A 15,671-nucleotide genomic window follows, 5' to 3' on the forward strand; every position below is an offset into this window, starting at 1 on the left:
GATCTGCCCCGCCCATGTTGACCTGTTCCTTACACCCGCTGCCCTACCGCGCCAACCCCGCCGACTACTTCGCGGCCATCCGCCATGCGCCCGGCGCCGTGCTGCTCGACAGCGGCCGGCCGAGTGCTGACCGTGGCCGTTTTGACCTGCTCAGCGCCTGGCCGCTGGAACAACTGGCGGTGTTGCCCGACGAAAGCGGCAGCCTGTTCCTGCAACGCCTGCGGGATAATCTGAGCCGTCTGGGCGAAGCGCAACTGCCTGCGGAATATCAACTGCCGTTCGCCGGCGGCCTGATCGGCTATCTGAGCTACGACTTCGGTCGGCATCTGGAACACCTGCCGAGCCAGGCTCGGGATGATCTGCAATTGCCCGACGCGCGATTCGGTCTGTACGACTGGGCGCTGATCAGCGATCACCAGACCGCCACCAGCCAACTGGTGTTTCACCCGTCACTGGCCGCCAGCGAACGGCAACGGCTGATCGCGCTGTTCAGTCAGCCGACCTCAGCGACGCTGACGCCGTTCAAGCTGAACACGCCGATGACCGCCGACCTGTCGGCCGATGACTATCGCCAGGCGCTGGAACGCATTCATCAATACATTCAGGCCGGCGACTGCTATCAGGTCAACTTCGCCCAGCGTTTCCGTGCGCCGTGTCAGGGCGACCCGTGGCTGGCCTATTGCGCGTTGCGCGAGGCCTGCCCGACGCCGTTTTCCGGCTTCCAGAGCCTGCCCGACGGCAACGCAGTGTTGAGTTTGTCGCCGGAACGTTTCGTCAAAGTCAGCCAACGACAAGTGGAAACCCGCCCGATCAAAGGCACCCGCCCGCGTGGCCTGACGCCTGCCGAAGACGCGGCCAACGCCGCCGAACTGCTGGCCAGCCCCAAGGATCGCGCGGAAAATCTGATGATCGTCGATCTGCTGCGCAACGACCTCGGCCGCACTTGTCGCATCGGCTCGGTGCGGGTGCCGGAGCTGTTCAGTCTGGAAAGCTATCCGAATGTGCATCATCTGGTCAGCAGCGTGACCGGTGAACTGGCCGAGGATCGCGACGCACTGGACCTGATCGCTGGCAGCTTCCCCGGTGGCTCGATCACCGGCGCACCGAAGATTCGCGCAATGCAGATCATCGATGAACTGGAACCGACCCGGCGCGGGTTGTATTGCGGCTCGTTACTTTATCTGGACGTGCGCGGCGAGATGGACAGCTCCATCGCAATTCGCAGTCTGTTGGTCAAGGATGGGCAGGTGTGCTGCTGGGGTGGTGGCGGGATTGTCGCCGATTCGGACTGGCAGGCGGAGTATCAGGAGTCGATTACCAAAGTGAAGGTTCTGCTCGATACCCTGCAAAACCTATAAGTTTTTGTGGCGAGGGAGCTTGCTCCCGCTGGAGTGCGAAGCGCTCCCCAAAATCTTACGACTGCTGCGCAGCCGAGCGGGAGCAAGCTCCCTCGCCACAATGTTGTAATTACAAACTCAAATCCCGGTTCGAGGCCTTGAGGAACTCCTGCTTTAACTCGGTAAAGGTGTGTACGGCGGGAAACTGCGGGAACTCGCGAATCACGTTGTCCGGCGCATGGAACAGAATCCCCGCATCCGCCTCGCCCAGCATGCTCGTATCGTTATACGAATCGCCCGCCGCAATCACCCGGTAATACAGGCTCTTGAACGCCAGCACCGACTGACGCTTGGGATCTTTCTGACGCAATTGATAACTGGTCACCCGGCCACTGTCGTCAGTGATCAGGCGATGGCAAAGCAAGGTCGGGAAGCCCAGTTGACGCATCAGCGGCTGGGAAAATTCGTAGAAAGTGTCCGAGAGAATCACCACCTGGAAGCGCTCGCGCAGCCAGTCAACGAATTCCACCGCGCCGTCCAGCGGCTTGAGGGTGGCGATCACTTCCTGAATGTCCGAAAGCTTCAGGCCATGCTCGTCGAGGATGCGCAGACGCTGCTTCATCAACACGTCGTAATCGGGAATGTCCCGGGTGGTGGCCTTGAGGGATTCGATTCCGGTTTTTTCGGCAAAGGCGATCCAGATTTCCGGTACCAGTACCCCTTCAAGATCCAGGCAAGCAATTTCCACAAGACACTCCCGTTTGTAGTGATTATTGAGTCGAGCGAGCCCGAACTCTAGCGACTCCCCCGCGACCACGCAACGCAGCAGGCACACTCTACCCCGCCGCTTTTTGTTAACATCGCCGCCATATAGAGCGCCCAGCGCCACCGACCTGTAGGAAGCCGCCCTGATGAGCCCAACGTTCGATGTCGTGGAACTCGCCACGACCTATGCCAACAAATCCGCCCAGGACATCCTGAAACTCGCCTTCGCCGAGTTCGGTGACGAGCTGTGGATATCTTTCAGTGGCGCCGAGGATGTGGTGCTGGTGGACATGGCCTGGAAGCTGAACAAGAACGTCAAGGTGTTCAGCCTCGACACCGGCCGCCTGCACCCGGAAACCTACCGTTTCATCGATCAGGTGCGTGAGCACTACAAGATCGATATCGAACTGGTGTCGCCGGACTACACAAAGCTGGAACCGTTCGTGAAGGAAAAAGGCCTGTTCAGTTTCTATAAAGATGGCCATGGCGAATGCTGCGGCATCCGCAAGATCGAACCACTGCGCCGCAAACTGTCCGGCGTCAAAGCCTGGGCCACCGGCCAGCGCCGCGACCAGAGCCCGGGCACCCGCAGCGCGGTGGCGGTGCTGGAAATCGACACCGCGTTCTCCACGCCCGAGCGCACCCTGTACAAGTTCAACCCGCTGGCACAGATGACCAGCGAAGAGATCTGGGGCTACATCCGCATGCTTGAACTGCCGTACAACAGCCTGCATGAACGCGGCTTCATCAGCATCGGTTGCGAACCGTGCACTCGTCCGGTCCTGCCAAACCAGCACGAGCGCGAAGGCCGCTGGTGGTGGGAAGAAGCGACGCAGAAAGAATGCGGGCTGCATGCGGGGAATATCATCAGCAAGGCGTAAATCTCCGCCCCAATGATGCCCCCTCTGTGGGAGCGGACTTGCTCGCGAAAGCGGTCTGTCAGTCACCGGATTTGTTGACTGGTAAAACGCCTTCGCGAGCAAGCCCGCTCCCACATTTGCTTTGTGGTGCCATGAAAAAAATGTGTACACACGAATGTCACCATCGGTGCCATTTATGTGTGCACTTTTTGTTTTCGCGCCCTGAAAAGTTACATCCCTGCTGAACGCCCCTCTGCTTTGCCTCCTCCGCAAAATCCCCCGTAAAAAATAAATAGCTGTTCAATTGGTCAATTTATAACCGCTTACTTTCAAGCACTTAGCATTCTTCGATAACTTTTCGAAATGAGCAGCGCGCTCCATAGACCGCTAACTGGCACAGATCTGGCTTTAGTGCATACATGTTTTGTATACAAAACTGCAAAACATCAATCCACACTTTCGATCCGCAAGCCTGAAGCGCCCTATCCCGTACAGGCTGCAGATGCCCCGTAACCAGTGATGTCTGCTGGCCGCGACGAAGATTTGTCGAGCCTGAGCGCTCATGCACAGTCATCGCGGCCCCGCCCATCAGGAGCCTGCCGGAATGCGTACAAGTCTCTCCAACAACATCGCGCTGAATCTGCCCGCCTCTGCCCTCGACCAGCCATTGCCCCACGATGGTCTGACTGAACCGTTACAACTGAGCCCCCGTCTGCACAACCGCGATCTGGCGCCGACCAAGGCCGAGGGTCGGCGTTGGGGCAAGTACAGCATTTTTGCCCTGTGGACCAACGATGTGCACAACATCGCCAACTATTCGTTCGCCATCGGTCTGTACGCGCTGGGCCTGGGGGGCTGGCAGATTCTGCTGTCGCTGGGGATCGGCGCGGCGCTGGTGTACTTCTTCATGAACCTGTCCGGCTACATGGGGCAGAAAACCGGGGTGCCGTTTCCGGTGATCAGCCGGATCAGTTTCGGCATCCACGGCGCGCAGATTCCGGCATTGATCCGCGCGGTGATCGCCATTGCCTGGTTCGGGATTCAGACGTATCTGGCGTCGGTGGTGTTTCGCGTGCTGCTGACGGCGATTCACCCCGGTTTCGCCGATTACGACCACAACTCGATCCTCGGCCTGTCGTCGCTGGGCTGGGTGTGTTTCGTGGCGATCTGGTTCGTGCAGCTGGCGATTCTCGCCTACGGCATGGAAATGGTTCGCCGTTACGAGGCTTTTGCCGGCCCGGTGATTCTGCTGACCGTCGCCGCCCTCGCCGCGTGGATGTACACCCAGGCCAACGCCACGATTGCCTGGTCGATCCGCGAACCGCTGAGCGGTGGTGAGATGTGGCGCAACATCTTTGCCGGCGGCGCCTTGTGGCTGGCGATCTACGGCACGCTGATCCTCAATTTCTGCGACTTCGCCCGCTCCTCGCCGTGCCGCAAGACCATCAAGATCGGCAACTTCTGGGGCCTGCCGGTGAACATTCTGGTGTTCGCCACCATCACCGTCCTGCTTTGCGGCGCGCAATTTCAGATCAACGGGCGAATCATCGAAAGCCCGACCGAAATCATCGCTTCGATCCCCAACACATTTTTCCTGGTACTGGGTTGCCTGGCGTTCCTGATCGTCACCGTGGCGGTGAACATCATGGCCAACTTCGTCGCCCCGGCGTTCGTCCTCAGCAACCTGGCGCCGAAGTACCTGACCTTCCGCCGCGCCGGGCTGATCAGCGCGACCATTGCCGTGCTGATCCTGCCGTGGAACCTCTACAACAGCCCGCTGGTGATCGTGTATTTCCTCTCCGGCCTCGGCGCCCTGCTCGGCCCGTTGTACGGGGTGATCATGGTCGACTACTGGTTGATCCGCAGAGGCCGGATCAACGTCCCGCAGTTGTACAGCGAAGATCCCCACGGCGCTTATTACTACAGCCGTGGAGTGAATTTCCGTGCCGTGGCGGCGTTCATTCCGGCAGCGTTGATCGCCATCGTCCTGGCGCTGGTGCCGGGCTTCCACAGCATCTCGCCGTTCTCCTGGCTGGTGGGCGCCGGCATTGCCGCGATGCTCTACCTGATCATCGCCAAACGCCAACCGCACTACGCCGACGTCAACGGCGAATCGATCGCCGTCGACAACGTCGGCCATTAACTTCCTTGCGGCCCGGATTTGGGCCGCTGAACTGCCCGCAATAAGGACTTCCCATGCGTATTCTTGTGGTCAACGTCAACACAACCGAATCCATCACCCAGGCCATCGCCCGCTCCGCGCAAGCGGTCGCTGCCCCGGGTACGGAAATCGTCGGCCTGACGCCGTTCTTCGGCGCTGACTCGGTGGAAGGCAATTTCGAAAGTTATCTGGCGGCGATCGCCGTGATGGATCGGGTGATGTCCTACGATCAGCCGTTCGACGCGGTGATTCAGGCCGGCTATGGCGAGCACGGCCGCGAAGGTTTGCAGGAGCTGCTCAACGTGCCAGTGGTGGACATCACCGACGCCGCCGCCAGCACCGCGATGTTTCTCGGCCACGCCTATTCGGTGGTGACCACGCTGGATCGCACCGTGCCGCTGATCGAGGATCGGCTGAAGTTGTCGGGCCTGTGGGATCGCTGCGCGTCGGTGCGAGCCAGTGGCCTGGCGGTGCTGGAGCTGGAACATGAACCGCAGCGCGCACTGGAAGCCATCGTGCAGCAGGCGGAACTGGCGGTGACCCAGGACAAGGCCGAAGTGATTTGTCTGGGCTGCGGCGGCATGGCCGGGCTGGATGAACAGATTCGTCGCCGCACCGGGGTGCCGGTGGTGGATGGGGTGACGGCAGCGGTGACCATTGCTGAATCGCTGGTGCGGCTGGGGTTGTCGACGTCCAAAGTGCGGACTTACGCGACACCACGGCCGAAGCAGATTATTGGCTGGGCGGAGCGGTTTGCTCGCTGAGTTCACAGACGAATACCGAGTCGTATCCTTCGCGAGCAAGCCCGCTCCCACATTGGATCTGTGGCGTTCACAAATCCAATGTGGGAGCGGGCTTGCTCGCGAATGGGTCAACTCGGTGCCACGTCTTGCTCAGAAAGCACTGAACCGCCGCGCCAACCCCTGCTGCGCAAACTGCTCAATCACAAAATCGACAAACGCCCGAGTCTTGCCCGGCAACAATTTATGCTCGGCGTAATAGATCGAAATGTTGCCGTCATCGATGTACCAGTCCGGCAGCACGCGCTGCAAGGTGCCCGCCTCGAGATAACCCACAGCAAACGGCATGCTCACCAGTGCGATCCCCAACCCCTGCGCTGCCGTGGCGCAGGCGGCTTCGGAGTCACTCATGGTCATGCGCGTCTTGAGGGTCAAGGGCTGACAGAGCTGACTGCCGCCACTGATCAACTGCCAGGAGCGCACCCGACCGGTTTGCGGCGAACGAATCAGGATGCCATCGTGATGTTGCAGGTCATCCGGCTCAGCGATCGCCTCGTGCTGTTGCAGATAGTCCGCGGACGCCACCAACACGCGATGCGCGGGTGTCAATTTGCGTGCGACGACGCCTTGAGGCAATTCAAATCCCCCGCCAATCGCCGCATCGAAACCCTGCCCTATCAAATCGACCTGACGGTTATCAAAATGCCAGTCCGGGTTGATCGCCGGAAACCGACGAAGAAACTCTTGCAGCAGCGGCACAACATACAAACGCCCGAATACCGTGCCCATGCTGACTTTCAAAGTGCCTGCCGGCAGTCCTTCGACACTGGCCAGATTGGCCACCGCATTCTGGATCGTCGTCAGGCTGCCACTGACCTGATTCAAAAACAGCTGACCGGCCTCAGTCAGCGTAAGGCTGCGTGTACTACGCTGGAACAGCCGTACACCGAGCCGTCCCTCGAGCTTCGCCACACTCTTGCCGACGGCGGCCGGGGTCAGGCTCAAACGCCGGGCGGCTTCGGCAAAGCTGCCGACTTCGGCGCTGCGCACGAAGCATTCGATACTGCTGAAAGTTTCCATGATCGCCACTATAAACTTCTGGTTTACACAGACTATAGCAATCATGGTCTACACGGTTGTCGATGCGAGGCCGATACTCGGCTCCAACAACAAGGCACCCTGCCTTGAATTCTCTGGAGATCGAACATGACCACTCAACACCTCAGCGGCAAAGTCGCTCTGATTCAAGGCGGTTCCCGCGGTATCGGCGCCGCCATCGTCAAACGCCTGGCCGCTGAAGGCGCCGCCGTCGCTTTCACCTACGTCAGCTCCACCGCCAAGGCCGAAGAGTTGCAGAACAGCATCACCGCCACCGGCGGCAAAGCTTTGGCAATCAAGGCCGACAGCGCCGATGAAGCCGCTATCCGCAACGCCGTCAGCGCCACCGTCGAAGCCTTTGGCCGCCTGGATATTCTGGTGAACAACGCTGGGGTCCTGGCCATCGCACCGCTGGAAGATTTCAAACTGGAAGACTTCGACCAGACCTTGGCGATTAACGTGCGCAGCGTGTTCATCGCGTCTCAGGAAGCCGCCAAACACATGGGCGAAGGCTCGCGCATCGTCAACATCGGCAGCACCAACGCCGACCGCATGCCCTTCGGCGGTGGCGGTGTGTATGCAATGAGCAAATCGGCCCTGGTCGGCCTGACCAAAGGCCTGGCCCGCGACCTCGGCCCGCGCGGCATCACCATCAACAACGTGCAACCCGGCCCGGTCGACACTGACATGAACCCGGCCCATGGCGAATTCGCCGAGAGCCTGATCCCGCTGATGGCGGTGGGCCGTTACGGCACCGCCGATGAAATCGCCGGTTTCGTCGCTTATCTGGTAGGCCCGGAAGCCGGTTACATCACCGGTGCCAGCCTGACCATCGACGGTGGTTTTGGCGCCTGATTGCGCTGAATCCCGGGTACAAAAAACGCCGCGCCTCTTTGCAGAGGGCGGCGTTTTTCATGCGTGCTTATTGGCTGATCAAGCCCAATCCAGCGCCGGCAAACCGCAGGCACTCGGGGTGAAAGCCTTGAGCGTGCGCAGAATCCCGTCGGCATGCGCGTATTTTTCATCAGCCATGGCTGCATCCGGAATCGCAATGGCGGTCATCCCCGCGGCTTTCGCTGCGGTAACGCCGAACGGCGAATCCTCGAACACCAGACAATCTTCAGGTGCGACACCCAGACGGCGGGCAGCGGTGAGGAAGATGTCCGGCGCCGGTTTCGCCGCGCCGACTTCCGGGTCATCCGCCGTGACGATGAAATCGAACAGCGCAAACCAGTCGCGGTGCAAGGTGGTTTTCTGGCCGAACGACTGCCGCGACGAACTGGTGCCTACGGCGATCGGAATGTTGTGCGCCTTGAGGTGGCGAATCAGCTCCTCCGCGCCCGGCATCGCCTGGGCCTTGGGAAAGCGCTCACGCATCAGTGGCTCGCGGATCAGCAGAAACTCTTCGGCGCTGATCGGCAGATCCAGCGCCTGCACCACGTAGTTCGCCAGATCATTGGCCCCGCGACCGATGATGTTCTGTTTGATGCTCCAGTCGAAGGTCCGCCCGTAACGCTCGGCTATGAGGGACGTAACCTCGGTGTAGATGCCTTCGGTGTCCAGCAGCAGACCGTCCATGTCGAAAATCACGGCCTTGATCGGGCCAAACGCCTTCATCGGTGCATTCATCATCGGATCCGTTATCAAAAACATCCCGGGCGGCGCAATCGGCGCCGCTGCGCGGATCTGATTAATGGGTTCAGCAGCATAGCGAGGCCAGTGGACATTGAGCAACGGGCAATGTTTAGCCCGTGGAATGACTCTCTGATATTTAGCGAAACGCCCTACAGCTAACGCCTGCTTTCCCGACTTCTTTTTTGATCCCCCGAAAAGTCCGCGAACCTCTTTCACGCGGAATTTTAAGACTTTGGCGGAGCCAGCAAATTGAACGCTGCGGTGAAATAACGGATGAAATTCATTATGAACTGCACGGCTTAGGGGGCGCCATTCACTTCCCATCAGAATCAGTGGGACTGTTTTATCGACCTTGACCTCGCGAGCAAACCGATCCGAATCAAAGGGCCTGAAGTACAGGCCCCGGATATTGAAATTCAGTGCGCTACCGCGCTCGACTATCAAGACAACTTATTGCTCATCCTCATCCTCTTCATACTCCATATCCGCCTCATCCGCATCATTCAACGGCACCGTCGCATCATCCATCAACGACCCCGGATCCTCGTTCCCCGGATCATTGATAAACGGCAGACCGCTCGGTCCTTTTTCTTCCTTGCCTTCTGTTTCGGGAGTCATGGCAAACCTCTGCAGCTTGTGGGTTGTATAGCGTTCGAAAAGTCCTACAGCCAATCGTTCCAGAGTCTGGCAGCCAGACATGAAAAACCCGGCGCGAGACCGGGTTTGTTTTCGGTATTCAATCAATGGTGGCGGTTTTTATGTTTGTACTTGTTGTGCTTGTGGCCACCGCCGGAATGCCCCTTCCCGCCGTCACCACCCAGATTGTTACCCACCGCACCACCGGCCGCGCCGCCCAATCCGGCACCAATGGCGGAACCGGTGGAGCCGCCCAAGCTGTTGCCGACCACTGAGCCCCCGGCTGCGCCGAGGCCACCGCCGATGGCGGCTTCAGTGCGATTGCGTTTATTCGCTCCGACCGCGCCACCCGCCGCCCCGCCAACACCTGCGCCGACCGCCGCACCGGTGCTGCCGCCGAGCTGGCCACCGACCACATTCCCGAGCACACCGCCCAGTCCGCCACCGACGGCGGCGCTGCCATCGCCGGCGGCCATCGCGCCTTGAGCGACCAGTAATCCGAAAAACAGTGCAGACAATGACAAACGCATTTGAACCTCACAGTTCCCGAATCGGGACGGTATGCCCACAGGGGCTCCTGTCAAATTTGAGCGGTTTTCCGGGAAAACGTTCAGCCATGAAAAAGCCCGGCATCGAGCCGGGCTTTTTCTGACAAGCGCTCGGTATCAGTGGCGCTTGTGACCTTTGGACAGGTTGGTGCCCACCGCACCACCCGCAGCGCCACCAAGGCCTGCGCCAATGGTCGCGCCATTTCTGCCGCCCAGGCTGTTGCCGATCACCGAACCACCGGCCGCGCCAACACCGCCGCCGATAGCTGCTTTGGTCCGGCTGCCCTTGCCGGCTGCCATGGCACTGCCGGCCGCGCCTGCAACGCCGGCACCAATCGCTGCGCCCGTGCTGCCGCCCATTTTCTGGCCGACCACATTACCCAGCGCGCCACCCAGTCCGCCGCCGAGTGCAGCAGTGCCTTCACCGGCGACCGCACCTTGAGCAACCAGAAGCCCCAGAACCAGAGCAGGCAATGTTAGACGCATGAAAAAAACCTCAAAAATAGGGAGATCAAAAGGGGCCGAGATTGAAAGCTGCCGACGCGCTGAAGTCCAGAGAATTCAGCTGCCGCCGCGCACTTGGCGCCGATTGGACAGCGATTTCGCAAAAGGTTTTATCGCAGGCAAAAAAAAGCCCGCTGGGGAGACGGGCTGGAGACTTGCTTTCTAACGGATGGCTTCACCCTACGTCTGTGGACGTGAAAAGTTTGTGAAAAAATTCAGAATTTGCCCCATCGCTTGTAGGAGATTTCCCTACATAAACCTCGGGCATAAAAAACCCCGTTCATAGACGGGGTCATTCTGTCATCTATCACTTTCTCGATCGTGCCGAGACCTTCGGAAGAAACTTGGCCTTCGGCCCCTTGGGCGCAGTGGACTTGATCTTGCCGGTCTGAACCGGATCCTCGCCAAAGCCCGCCTGATACTCCGTCTGGCCGCAGCGGACGCAGTTGTTGAATGAAAATTCGGCACCATCGTCTTCGATATACGGATCAGTCATAGCCTCTCCCCTTCGTAATAGATCGATACCGGCAAAGCCTTTTGCCTGAAAAAATATCGACCTCCAAGACTTTTGAGACTAGCCGGTCATTACTGGACTTGTGATTCAGATCGACTGATGCCCGACGAATGGCCTACATCGATTAAACGCGCCAGCGACCTCAGACACTCGTGGCTTACATCAACAAACCACGTGGCTGATCGACAGAAAAAAACCCATTCATCAACTGAATGGGCTCGCGGGCTACGGCAACTACATCAACGCAACTTGACCGCGGTGCCCGTCGCGAACACGACAACCATACCGCCCTTGCCCGCTGGCATGCTGATCTCGAAATCCAGCCCAACCACCGCATCCGCTTGCAACGCCTGCGCCCGCTCCTTGATCTCGTCAGTCGCCTGAACCCGCGCCTCTTTCAATGCCCGCTCGAGCGTCTGAGAGCGCCCACCAAAAAAGTCGCGCATGCCGGCAAACATGTCACGGATCACATTGACACCCTGCACCGACTCCGCGCTGACAATGTCCAGGTACGCGGTGATCTGTCGGCCTTCGATGGAATGTGTGGTGGAAATAATCATGAAAGCCGTCCTTTTAACTGGCAGAAAATCTGGCGATTGTAACTACCACCATTCAAAAATGGTTCCGCTACGGGGCAGTTTCCAGATCTGCAACAACACTCGCCTTTTTGCAAAGCTCGCCAAGGTCTGCACGAAATCTCGCCGAGCAGCGATCAGGCAGCTTTCTGACACAGCTTATGGCGAGTGGAAGGACCTGTCCGACGAGGGTAGCGCGCCTTTGATGGCAACGATCGGGAGACGTAGTTCGGGTTGTGTAATGTCGTAGATCTGCAGTTCACATCCGTCCCCACGATCCACGAAGACAAACTCCGCCAGATAAACTTTCTGCTTCTCGGGAATAAAGGTACTGGTGACAGGCCCGCAGGTGTAATACGACGAGACCGTCGGATTGGCGGTCAGCTTTTTCTCATACTTGTTCTTCGACTGGTTGAATACATAGTCTTCGTTGTAAAGCGTCAGATAGCCTGGCGCCGGAGTTTGACTTTTGACCGTCGATGAACCGCTCACGAGTAGCGTCTGACCGGGATCGGCCTGCATTTCAAGCTGGGGAAACTGTTTGAAGACCGCGCTATCGAGACGACTGAACCATGCGCCGACTTTATTGCGAAACGGTTTGACGACTGTCCCCAGATGATCGGGACGTTGATCCGGATCATTACCTCTGACCACTTCAAAATCCACCGGATTGACCGTATCGCCCGCTGCCTGCATGACAACCTTGGCATGCTGATCATCGACGGTGACCTTCTTCTGCTCCAGCATGATGCCATCTGTCCAGAGTGTCGGCGCAGAACTGCGAGAGTCAGAACCGCAGCCGCACAACATCCAAAATAGAACCATGGTGACAACTGTCTTCACTGCACTTCCCTGCGTTGGACTGCCAATAAGCGTTCAGGCAAGCAGTTCATCCTGAAGGCGATAACAAAAAGCCACTATCGCGCAGATTCACAAACAAAGGAAACCGGTGAAGCGCGAATATTTCTCGCTTTATTGGAAACGCCAGAGCCTTCTTGGCGGAGACTGCTTTTTACAAAGAAATGAAGCGCCCGCCCCCTATTGTTCCCATAGGGCTGATTTACAGACGCCAAAAACCACAAACCCCCGACTTTCTCTAGGAAAATCAGGGGTTTGTGTTTACTGAATGTGGCGGTGAAGGAGAGATTCGAACTCTCGATACAGTTTCCTGTATACACACTTTCCAGGCGTGCTCCTTAAGCCACTCGGACACTTCACCGTATCTCTTCAAACATGTTCTGTCTGTCGAGGCGCGCTAATGTAGTCGAAAGCTTTTCTGATGGCAAACTTTTTTTCAGAATTTTCATGCGGTTAAGACAAAAAGGCGTTTCGCCCCGCCCGGGGCGATGGCAAAACGGCCAATCTCTGGTGACGGCCACCCTTCTATATAGAAGCAGAACGGTGTGCTACGCCGGGCGCGGCCGGAAACGGTGACCGGCGAGTCAGTCACAGCGCTTTACCTGGCCTACGGCGGTGGGTAACGTCTGCCCATCTTTCTTACAAGGAATAGCGTCATGAGTGAGTTGATTGCCTACCACCTCGAAGACGGTATCGCGACCCTGACCTTGAACAACGGCAAGGTCAATGCCATTTCCCCGGACGTGATTGCGGCGTTCAACGCGGCGCTGGATCAGGCGGTGACTGATCGTGCCATTGTGATCATTACCGGTCAGCCGGGGATTCTGTCTGGCGGCTATGACTTGAAGGTGATGACCGCCGGTCCTAAAGAAGCCGTGGCACTGGTGACCGCTGGTTCGACCCTCGCCCGTCGCCTGCTCTCCCACCCGTTCCCGGTGATCGTGGCCTGCCCGGGCCATGCCGTTGCCAAGGGCGCATTCATTCTGTTGTCCGCCGACTACCGCATTGGTGTTGATGGCCCGTTCAGCATCGGTCTGAACGAAGTGCAGATCGGTATGACCATGCACCACGCCGGCATCGAGCTGGCGCGTGATCGCCTGCGTCGTTCGGCGTTCCACCGCTCGGTGATCAACGGCGAGATGTTTGATCCCAAGAGCGCAGTGGATGCCGGCTTCCTCGACAAAGTGGTGTCTGCCGAAGAGCTGCAAGGCGCTGCGCTGGCGGCGGCGCGTCAGTTGAAGAAAATCAACATGACCGCGCACAAGAACACCAAGCTCAAAGTGCGCAAGGCGCTGCTTGAAGCCCTCGACAACGCGATCATCCAGGATCAGGAGCACCTGGGCTGAGCCCACGCTTCCCGAGCCGAAGAAAAGCCCGACCGTCGTGTCGGGCTTTTTCTTGCGTGTTCGGTTGATCATCCGCCGACAGCTCTAGGACGCGTCTGACGATCAACTCGGAAACATGCGCTTAAACATCGCCTATCTCCGGACTCTATAGCAGCAATTGCCGAAAACAGTGCACATCCGTACACTGCGCCACCTTTTGTCCAGGCAGGCCCTGAAAATGCTGTTTTTGTTGCGTATGTTGTTGATGGGCTTGCACTTTGTCCTGGCCGGTGTGCTGGGAGTGATCCTTGGTCTGTGCCGTCCCTTCAACCCGGACAACAGTCGTCTCTGCGCCCGCCTCTACGCGCTTCCAGCCATGTGCATTCTGCGCTTGCGGGTAAAAGCCGACGTCGGCCCGCTGATGAACAAGCCCGACAGCTGCGTGATCGTTGCCAATCATCAGTCCAACTACGACCTGTTCGTGTTCGGCAACGTGGTACCGCGCCGGACCGTGTGCATCGGCAAGAAAAGCCTGAAATGGGTGCCGCTGTTCGGGCAACTGTTTTGGCTCGCGGGCAACGTGTTGATCGATCGTGGGAACGCGCACAAGGCGCGCAAGTCGATGCTTACCACGACCCACACCCTGCAACACGAGGACACCTCAATCTGGGTATTCCCGGAAGGCACGCGCAACCTTGGTGAAGAACTGCTGCCGTTCAAAAAAGGCGCGTTCCAGATGGCAATCGCCGCCGGAGTGCCGATCGTGCCGGTGTGCGTCAGCAGCTACATCAAGCACATGCGCCTGAACAGCTGGCGCAGCGGGAAAATCCTCATACGCTCGCTGCCGGCGATTCCTACAGCAGGGCTGACCATGGATGACATGCCCATGCTTATGAGCCAGTGCCGCGAACAGATGCGTGAATGCATCGCCGGAATGGATCAGCAGCTGCAAGCTGCGTAAAAAACAAACCCGCCTCGTGCGGGTTTTCTTTTGCCGGGTGAACTGTACAGATTTCGCTGACTCTCAAGCAGCACACGGCTAAGCTGACGCCGTTGAATTCCCCGCCATCTGCCAAGAAGAAGTGAATCACTACCATGGGTCGAGTTGTTGCTGCTGCGGTATACAGCGAGGGTAAGAAAGTCTCCAATATCGCTCTCGATGAGGGCGCCGCGTGGGCCGCCAAGCCCGGCCATTTCGTCTGGATTGGCCTTGAGGAGCCGGACGCTCAGGAGTTGGCCAACCTGCAACGCCAGTTCAACCTGCACGAACTGGCAATCGAAGATGCGTTGGAAAAACACAGCCGGCCGAAACTGGAAACCTTTGGCGATGCGCTGTTCATCGTCACCTATTCGCCGATCCGTGAGAACGGCGTGCTGCAGTTCATCGAGACCCACATCTTCGCCGGCAAGGGTTACATCATCACCGCCCGCAACGGTCACTCGGCGTCCTACGCCCATGTCCGCCAACGCTGTGAGGCGCGTCCGTTGCTGCTGGAGCATGGGGAAGATTTCGTACTGTATGCGCTGCTTGATTTCGTGATCGAGAACTACCAGCCGGTGGGCGAAGCGATCCACGCCGAGATCGATGAGCTCGAGCGCAACGTGCTCTGTAGCGCGTTGAATGAGCGTGACATTCAGAAACTCCATGGCTTGCGCCGCGATGTCGTGCGTCTGCGCCGGTATGCGGCACCAATGGTCGAAATCGGTGAGGAACTGCAGAAGCTGAGTTTCCCGTTTATCGACAAGAACATGCGCCCGTACTTCCGCGATGTGCAGATTCACGTCACCCGGCAGATGGAAGACCTGACCACGCTGGCGGATATCGCCAGCCAGACCATCGAGATCGGCGTGCTGCTTGAGGCCTCGCGGCAGAGCGTGGTGCAGCGCAAGTTTGCCGCGTGGGCGGCGATTCTGGCGTTCCCGACGGCGGTGGCGGGGATTTACGGGATGAACTTCCAGAACATGCCGGAGCTGAGCTGGCACTACGGCTATTTCGCCGTGCTGGGGTTTATCACGGTGGGGTGTGTGAGTTTGTGGGCGAGTTTCAAGAAGTCGGGATGGTTGTAGTCCTGTGGGGTGGGAGGGGGGGGGCGGCCCCCCCAAGGTTAAATTAAC

At 58.6% G+C, this 15,671-nt stretch carries 17 protein-coding genes and 1 tRNA gene; 8 read left to right on the forward strand and 10 right to left on the reverse strand.

The window, feature by feature from the left end; genetic code table 11:
- The first annotated feature begins 14 nt into the window (after positions 1 to 14).
- Complete coding sequence (pabB, locus tag NTD85_RS21115) at positions 15 to 1,358, forward strand: aminodeoxychorismate synthase component I (RefSeq protein WP_262143124.1); 1,344 nt, start codon at positions 15 to 17, stop codon at positions 1,356 to 1,358.
- A gap of 109 nt (positions 1,359 to 1,467) precedes the next feature.
- Here pabB and thrH read toward each other — a convergent pair whose 3' ends face one another.
- A complete protein-coding gene (gene thrH, locus NTD85_RS21120; protein WP_262143125.1) occupies positions 1,468 to 2,085 on the reverse strand; it encodes a bifunctional phosphoserine phosphatase/homoserine phosphotransferase ThrH in 618 nt (205 codons plus the stop codon).
- Between the two features lie 163 nt (positions 2,086 to 2,248).
- Here thrH and NTD85_RS21125 point away from each other — a divergent pair, with 163 nt between their 5' ends.
- From NTD85_RS21125 to NTD85_RS21135, 3 genes are all read left to right on the forward strand, one after another.
- The gene (locus tag NTD85_RS21125; RefSeq protein WP_003223260.1) at positions 2,249 to 2,983 is read left to right on the forward strand and encodes a phosphoadenylyl-sulfate reductase; all 735 of its coding nucleotides are present in this window, start codon (positions 2,249 to 2,251) and stop codon (positions 2,981 to 2,983) included.
- Between the two features lie 583 nt (positions 2,984 to 3,566).
- Positions 3,567 to 5,105, forward strand: a complete 1,539-nt coding sequence (locus NTD85_RS21130; RefSeq protein WP_262143126.1) for an NCS1 family nucleobase:cation symporter-1 — start codon at positions 3,567 to 3,569, stop codon at positions 5,103 to 5,105.
- 53 nt (positions 5,106 to 5,158) lie between these two features.
- Entirely contained in the window at positions 5,159 to 5,887 is a 729-nt protein-coding gene (locus NTD85_RS21135) for an aspartate/glutamate racemase family protein (protein ID WP_047292982.1), read from the forward strand.
- 129 nt (positions 5,888 to 6,016) lie between these two features.
- On the opposite strand, the gene NTD85_RS21140 is transcribed toward NTD85_RS21135, so the two are convergent.
- A complete protein-coding gene (locus NTD85_RS21140; RefSeq protein WP_262143127.1) occupies positions 6,017 to 6,943 on the reverse strand; it encodes a LysR family transcriptional regulator in 927 nt (308 codons plus the stop codon).
- A gap of 126 nt (positions 6,944 to 7,069) precedes the next feature.
- Between NTD85_RS21140 and NTD85_RS21145 the strand changes: the two genes are divergently transcribed.
- Positions 7,070 to 7,816, forward strand: a complete 747-nt coding sequence (locus tag NTD85_RS21145) for a 3-oxoacyl-ACP reductase family protein (protein ID WP_003223256.1) — start codon at positions 7,070 to 7,072, stop codon at positions 7,814 to 7,816.
- Positions 7,817 to 7,894: 78 nt separating this feature from the next.
- Here NTD85_RS21145 and NTD85_RS21150 read toward each other — a convergent pair whose 3' ends face one another.
- From NTD85_RS21150 to NTD85_RS21185, 8 genes are all read right to left on the reverse strand, one after another.
- Positions 7,895 to 8,590, reverse strand: a complete 696-nt coding sequence (locus NTD85_RS21150; protein WP_262143128.1) for an HAD-IA family hydrolase — start codon at positions 8,588 to 8,590, stop codon at positions 7,895 to 7,897.
- 456 nt (positions 8,591 to 9,046) lie between these two features.
- Positions 9,047 to 9,214, reverse strand: coding sequence for a hypothetical protein (locus NTD85_RS21155; RefSeq protein WP_003223252.1), 168 nt, complete (start codon positions 9,212 to 9,214; stop codon positions 9,047 to 9,049).
- 122 nt (positions 9,215 to 9,336) lie between these two features.
- The gene (locus NTD85_RS21160; protein WP_262143129.1) at positions 9,337 to 9,762 is read right to left on the reverse strand and encodes a YMGG-like glycine zipper-containing protein; all 426 of its coding nucleotides are present in this window, start codon (positions 9,760 to 9,762) and stop codon (positions 9,337 to 9,339) included.
- Between the two features lie 135 nt (positions 9,763 to 9,897).
- On the reverse strand, positions 9,898 to 10,266 hold the full coding sequence (locus NTD85_RS21165) for a hypothetical protein (protein ID WP_045122356.1): 369 nt from the start codon (positions 10,264 to 10,266) through the stop codon (positions 9,898 to 9,900).
- 325 nt (positions 10,267 to 10,591) lie between these two features.
- Entirely contained in the window at positions 10,592 to 10,780 is a 189-nt protein-coding gene (locus tag NTD85_RS21170) for a hypothetical protein (RefSeq protein ID WP_103521257.1), read from the reverse strand.
- 257 nt (positions 10,781 to 11,037) lie between these two features.
- Positions 11,038 to 11,358, reverse strand: a complete 321-nt coding sequence (locus NTD85_RS21175; RefSeq protein WP_003223244.1) for a YbjQ family protein — start codon at positions 11,356 to 11,358, stop codon at positions 11,038 to 11,040.
- 174 nt (positions 11,359 to 11,532) lie between these two features.
- A complete protein-coding gene (locus tag NTD85_RS21180; protein ID WP_262143130.1) occupies positions 11,533 to 12,216 on the reverse strand; it encodes a hypothetical protein in 684 nt (227 codons plus the stop codon).
- Positions 12,217 to 12,502: 286 nt separating this feature from the next.
- Positions 12,503 to 12,592 (reverse strand) — tRNA-Ser (locus NTD85_RS21185).
- A 295-nt stretch (positions 12,593 to 12,887) separates the two neighbouring features.
- Between NTD85_RS21185 and NTD85_RS21190 the strand changes: the two genes are divergently transcribed.
- The 3 genes from NTD85_RS21190 to NTD85_RS21200 all read left to right on the forward strand — a co-directional run bounded on the left by NTD85_RS21190 (position 12,888) and on the right by NTD85_RS21200 (position 15,623).
- On the forward strand, positions 12,888 to 13,577 hold the full coding sequence (locus tag NTD85_RS21190; protein WP_003223240.1) for a crotonase/enoyl-CoA hydratase family protein: 690 nt from the start codon (positions 12,888 to 12,890) through the stop codon (positions 13,575 to 13,577).
- A 217-nt stretch (positions 13,578 to 13,794) separates the two neighbouring features.
- A complete protein-coding gene (locus NTD85_RS21195) occupies positions 13,795 to 14,517 on the forward strand; it encodes a lysophospholipid acyltransferase family protein (protein ID WP_262143131.1) in 723 nt (240 codons plus the stop codon).
- A gap of 134 nt (positions 14,518 to 14,651) precedes the next feature.
- Positions 14,652 to 15,623 (forward strand): magnesium and cobalt transport protein CorA, encoded by a 972-nt coding sequence (locus tag NTD85_RS21200; protein ID WP_003223238.1) that lies wholly within the window; start codon positions 14,652 to 14,654, stop codon positions 15,621 to 15,623.
- Positions 15,624 to 15,671: the final 48 nt, after the last annotated feature.

This window comes from Pseudomonas sp. 13B_3.2_Bac1, assembly GCF_025466205.1.
In the GTDB taxonomy this organism is placed as follows: Bacteria; Pseudomonadota; Gammaproteobacteria; order Pseudomonadales; family Pseudomonadaceae; genus Aquipseudomonas; species Aquipseudomonas fluorescens_H.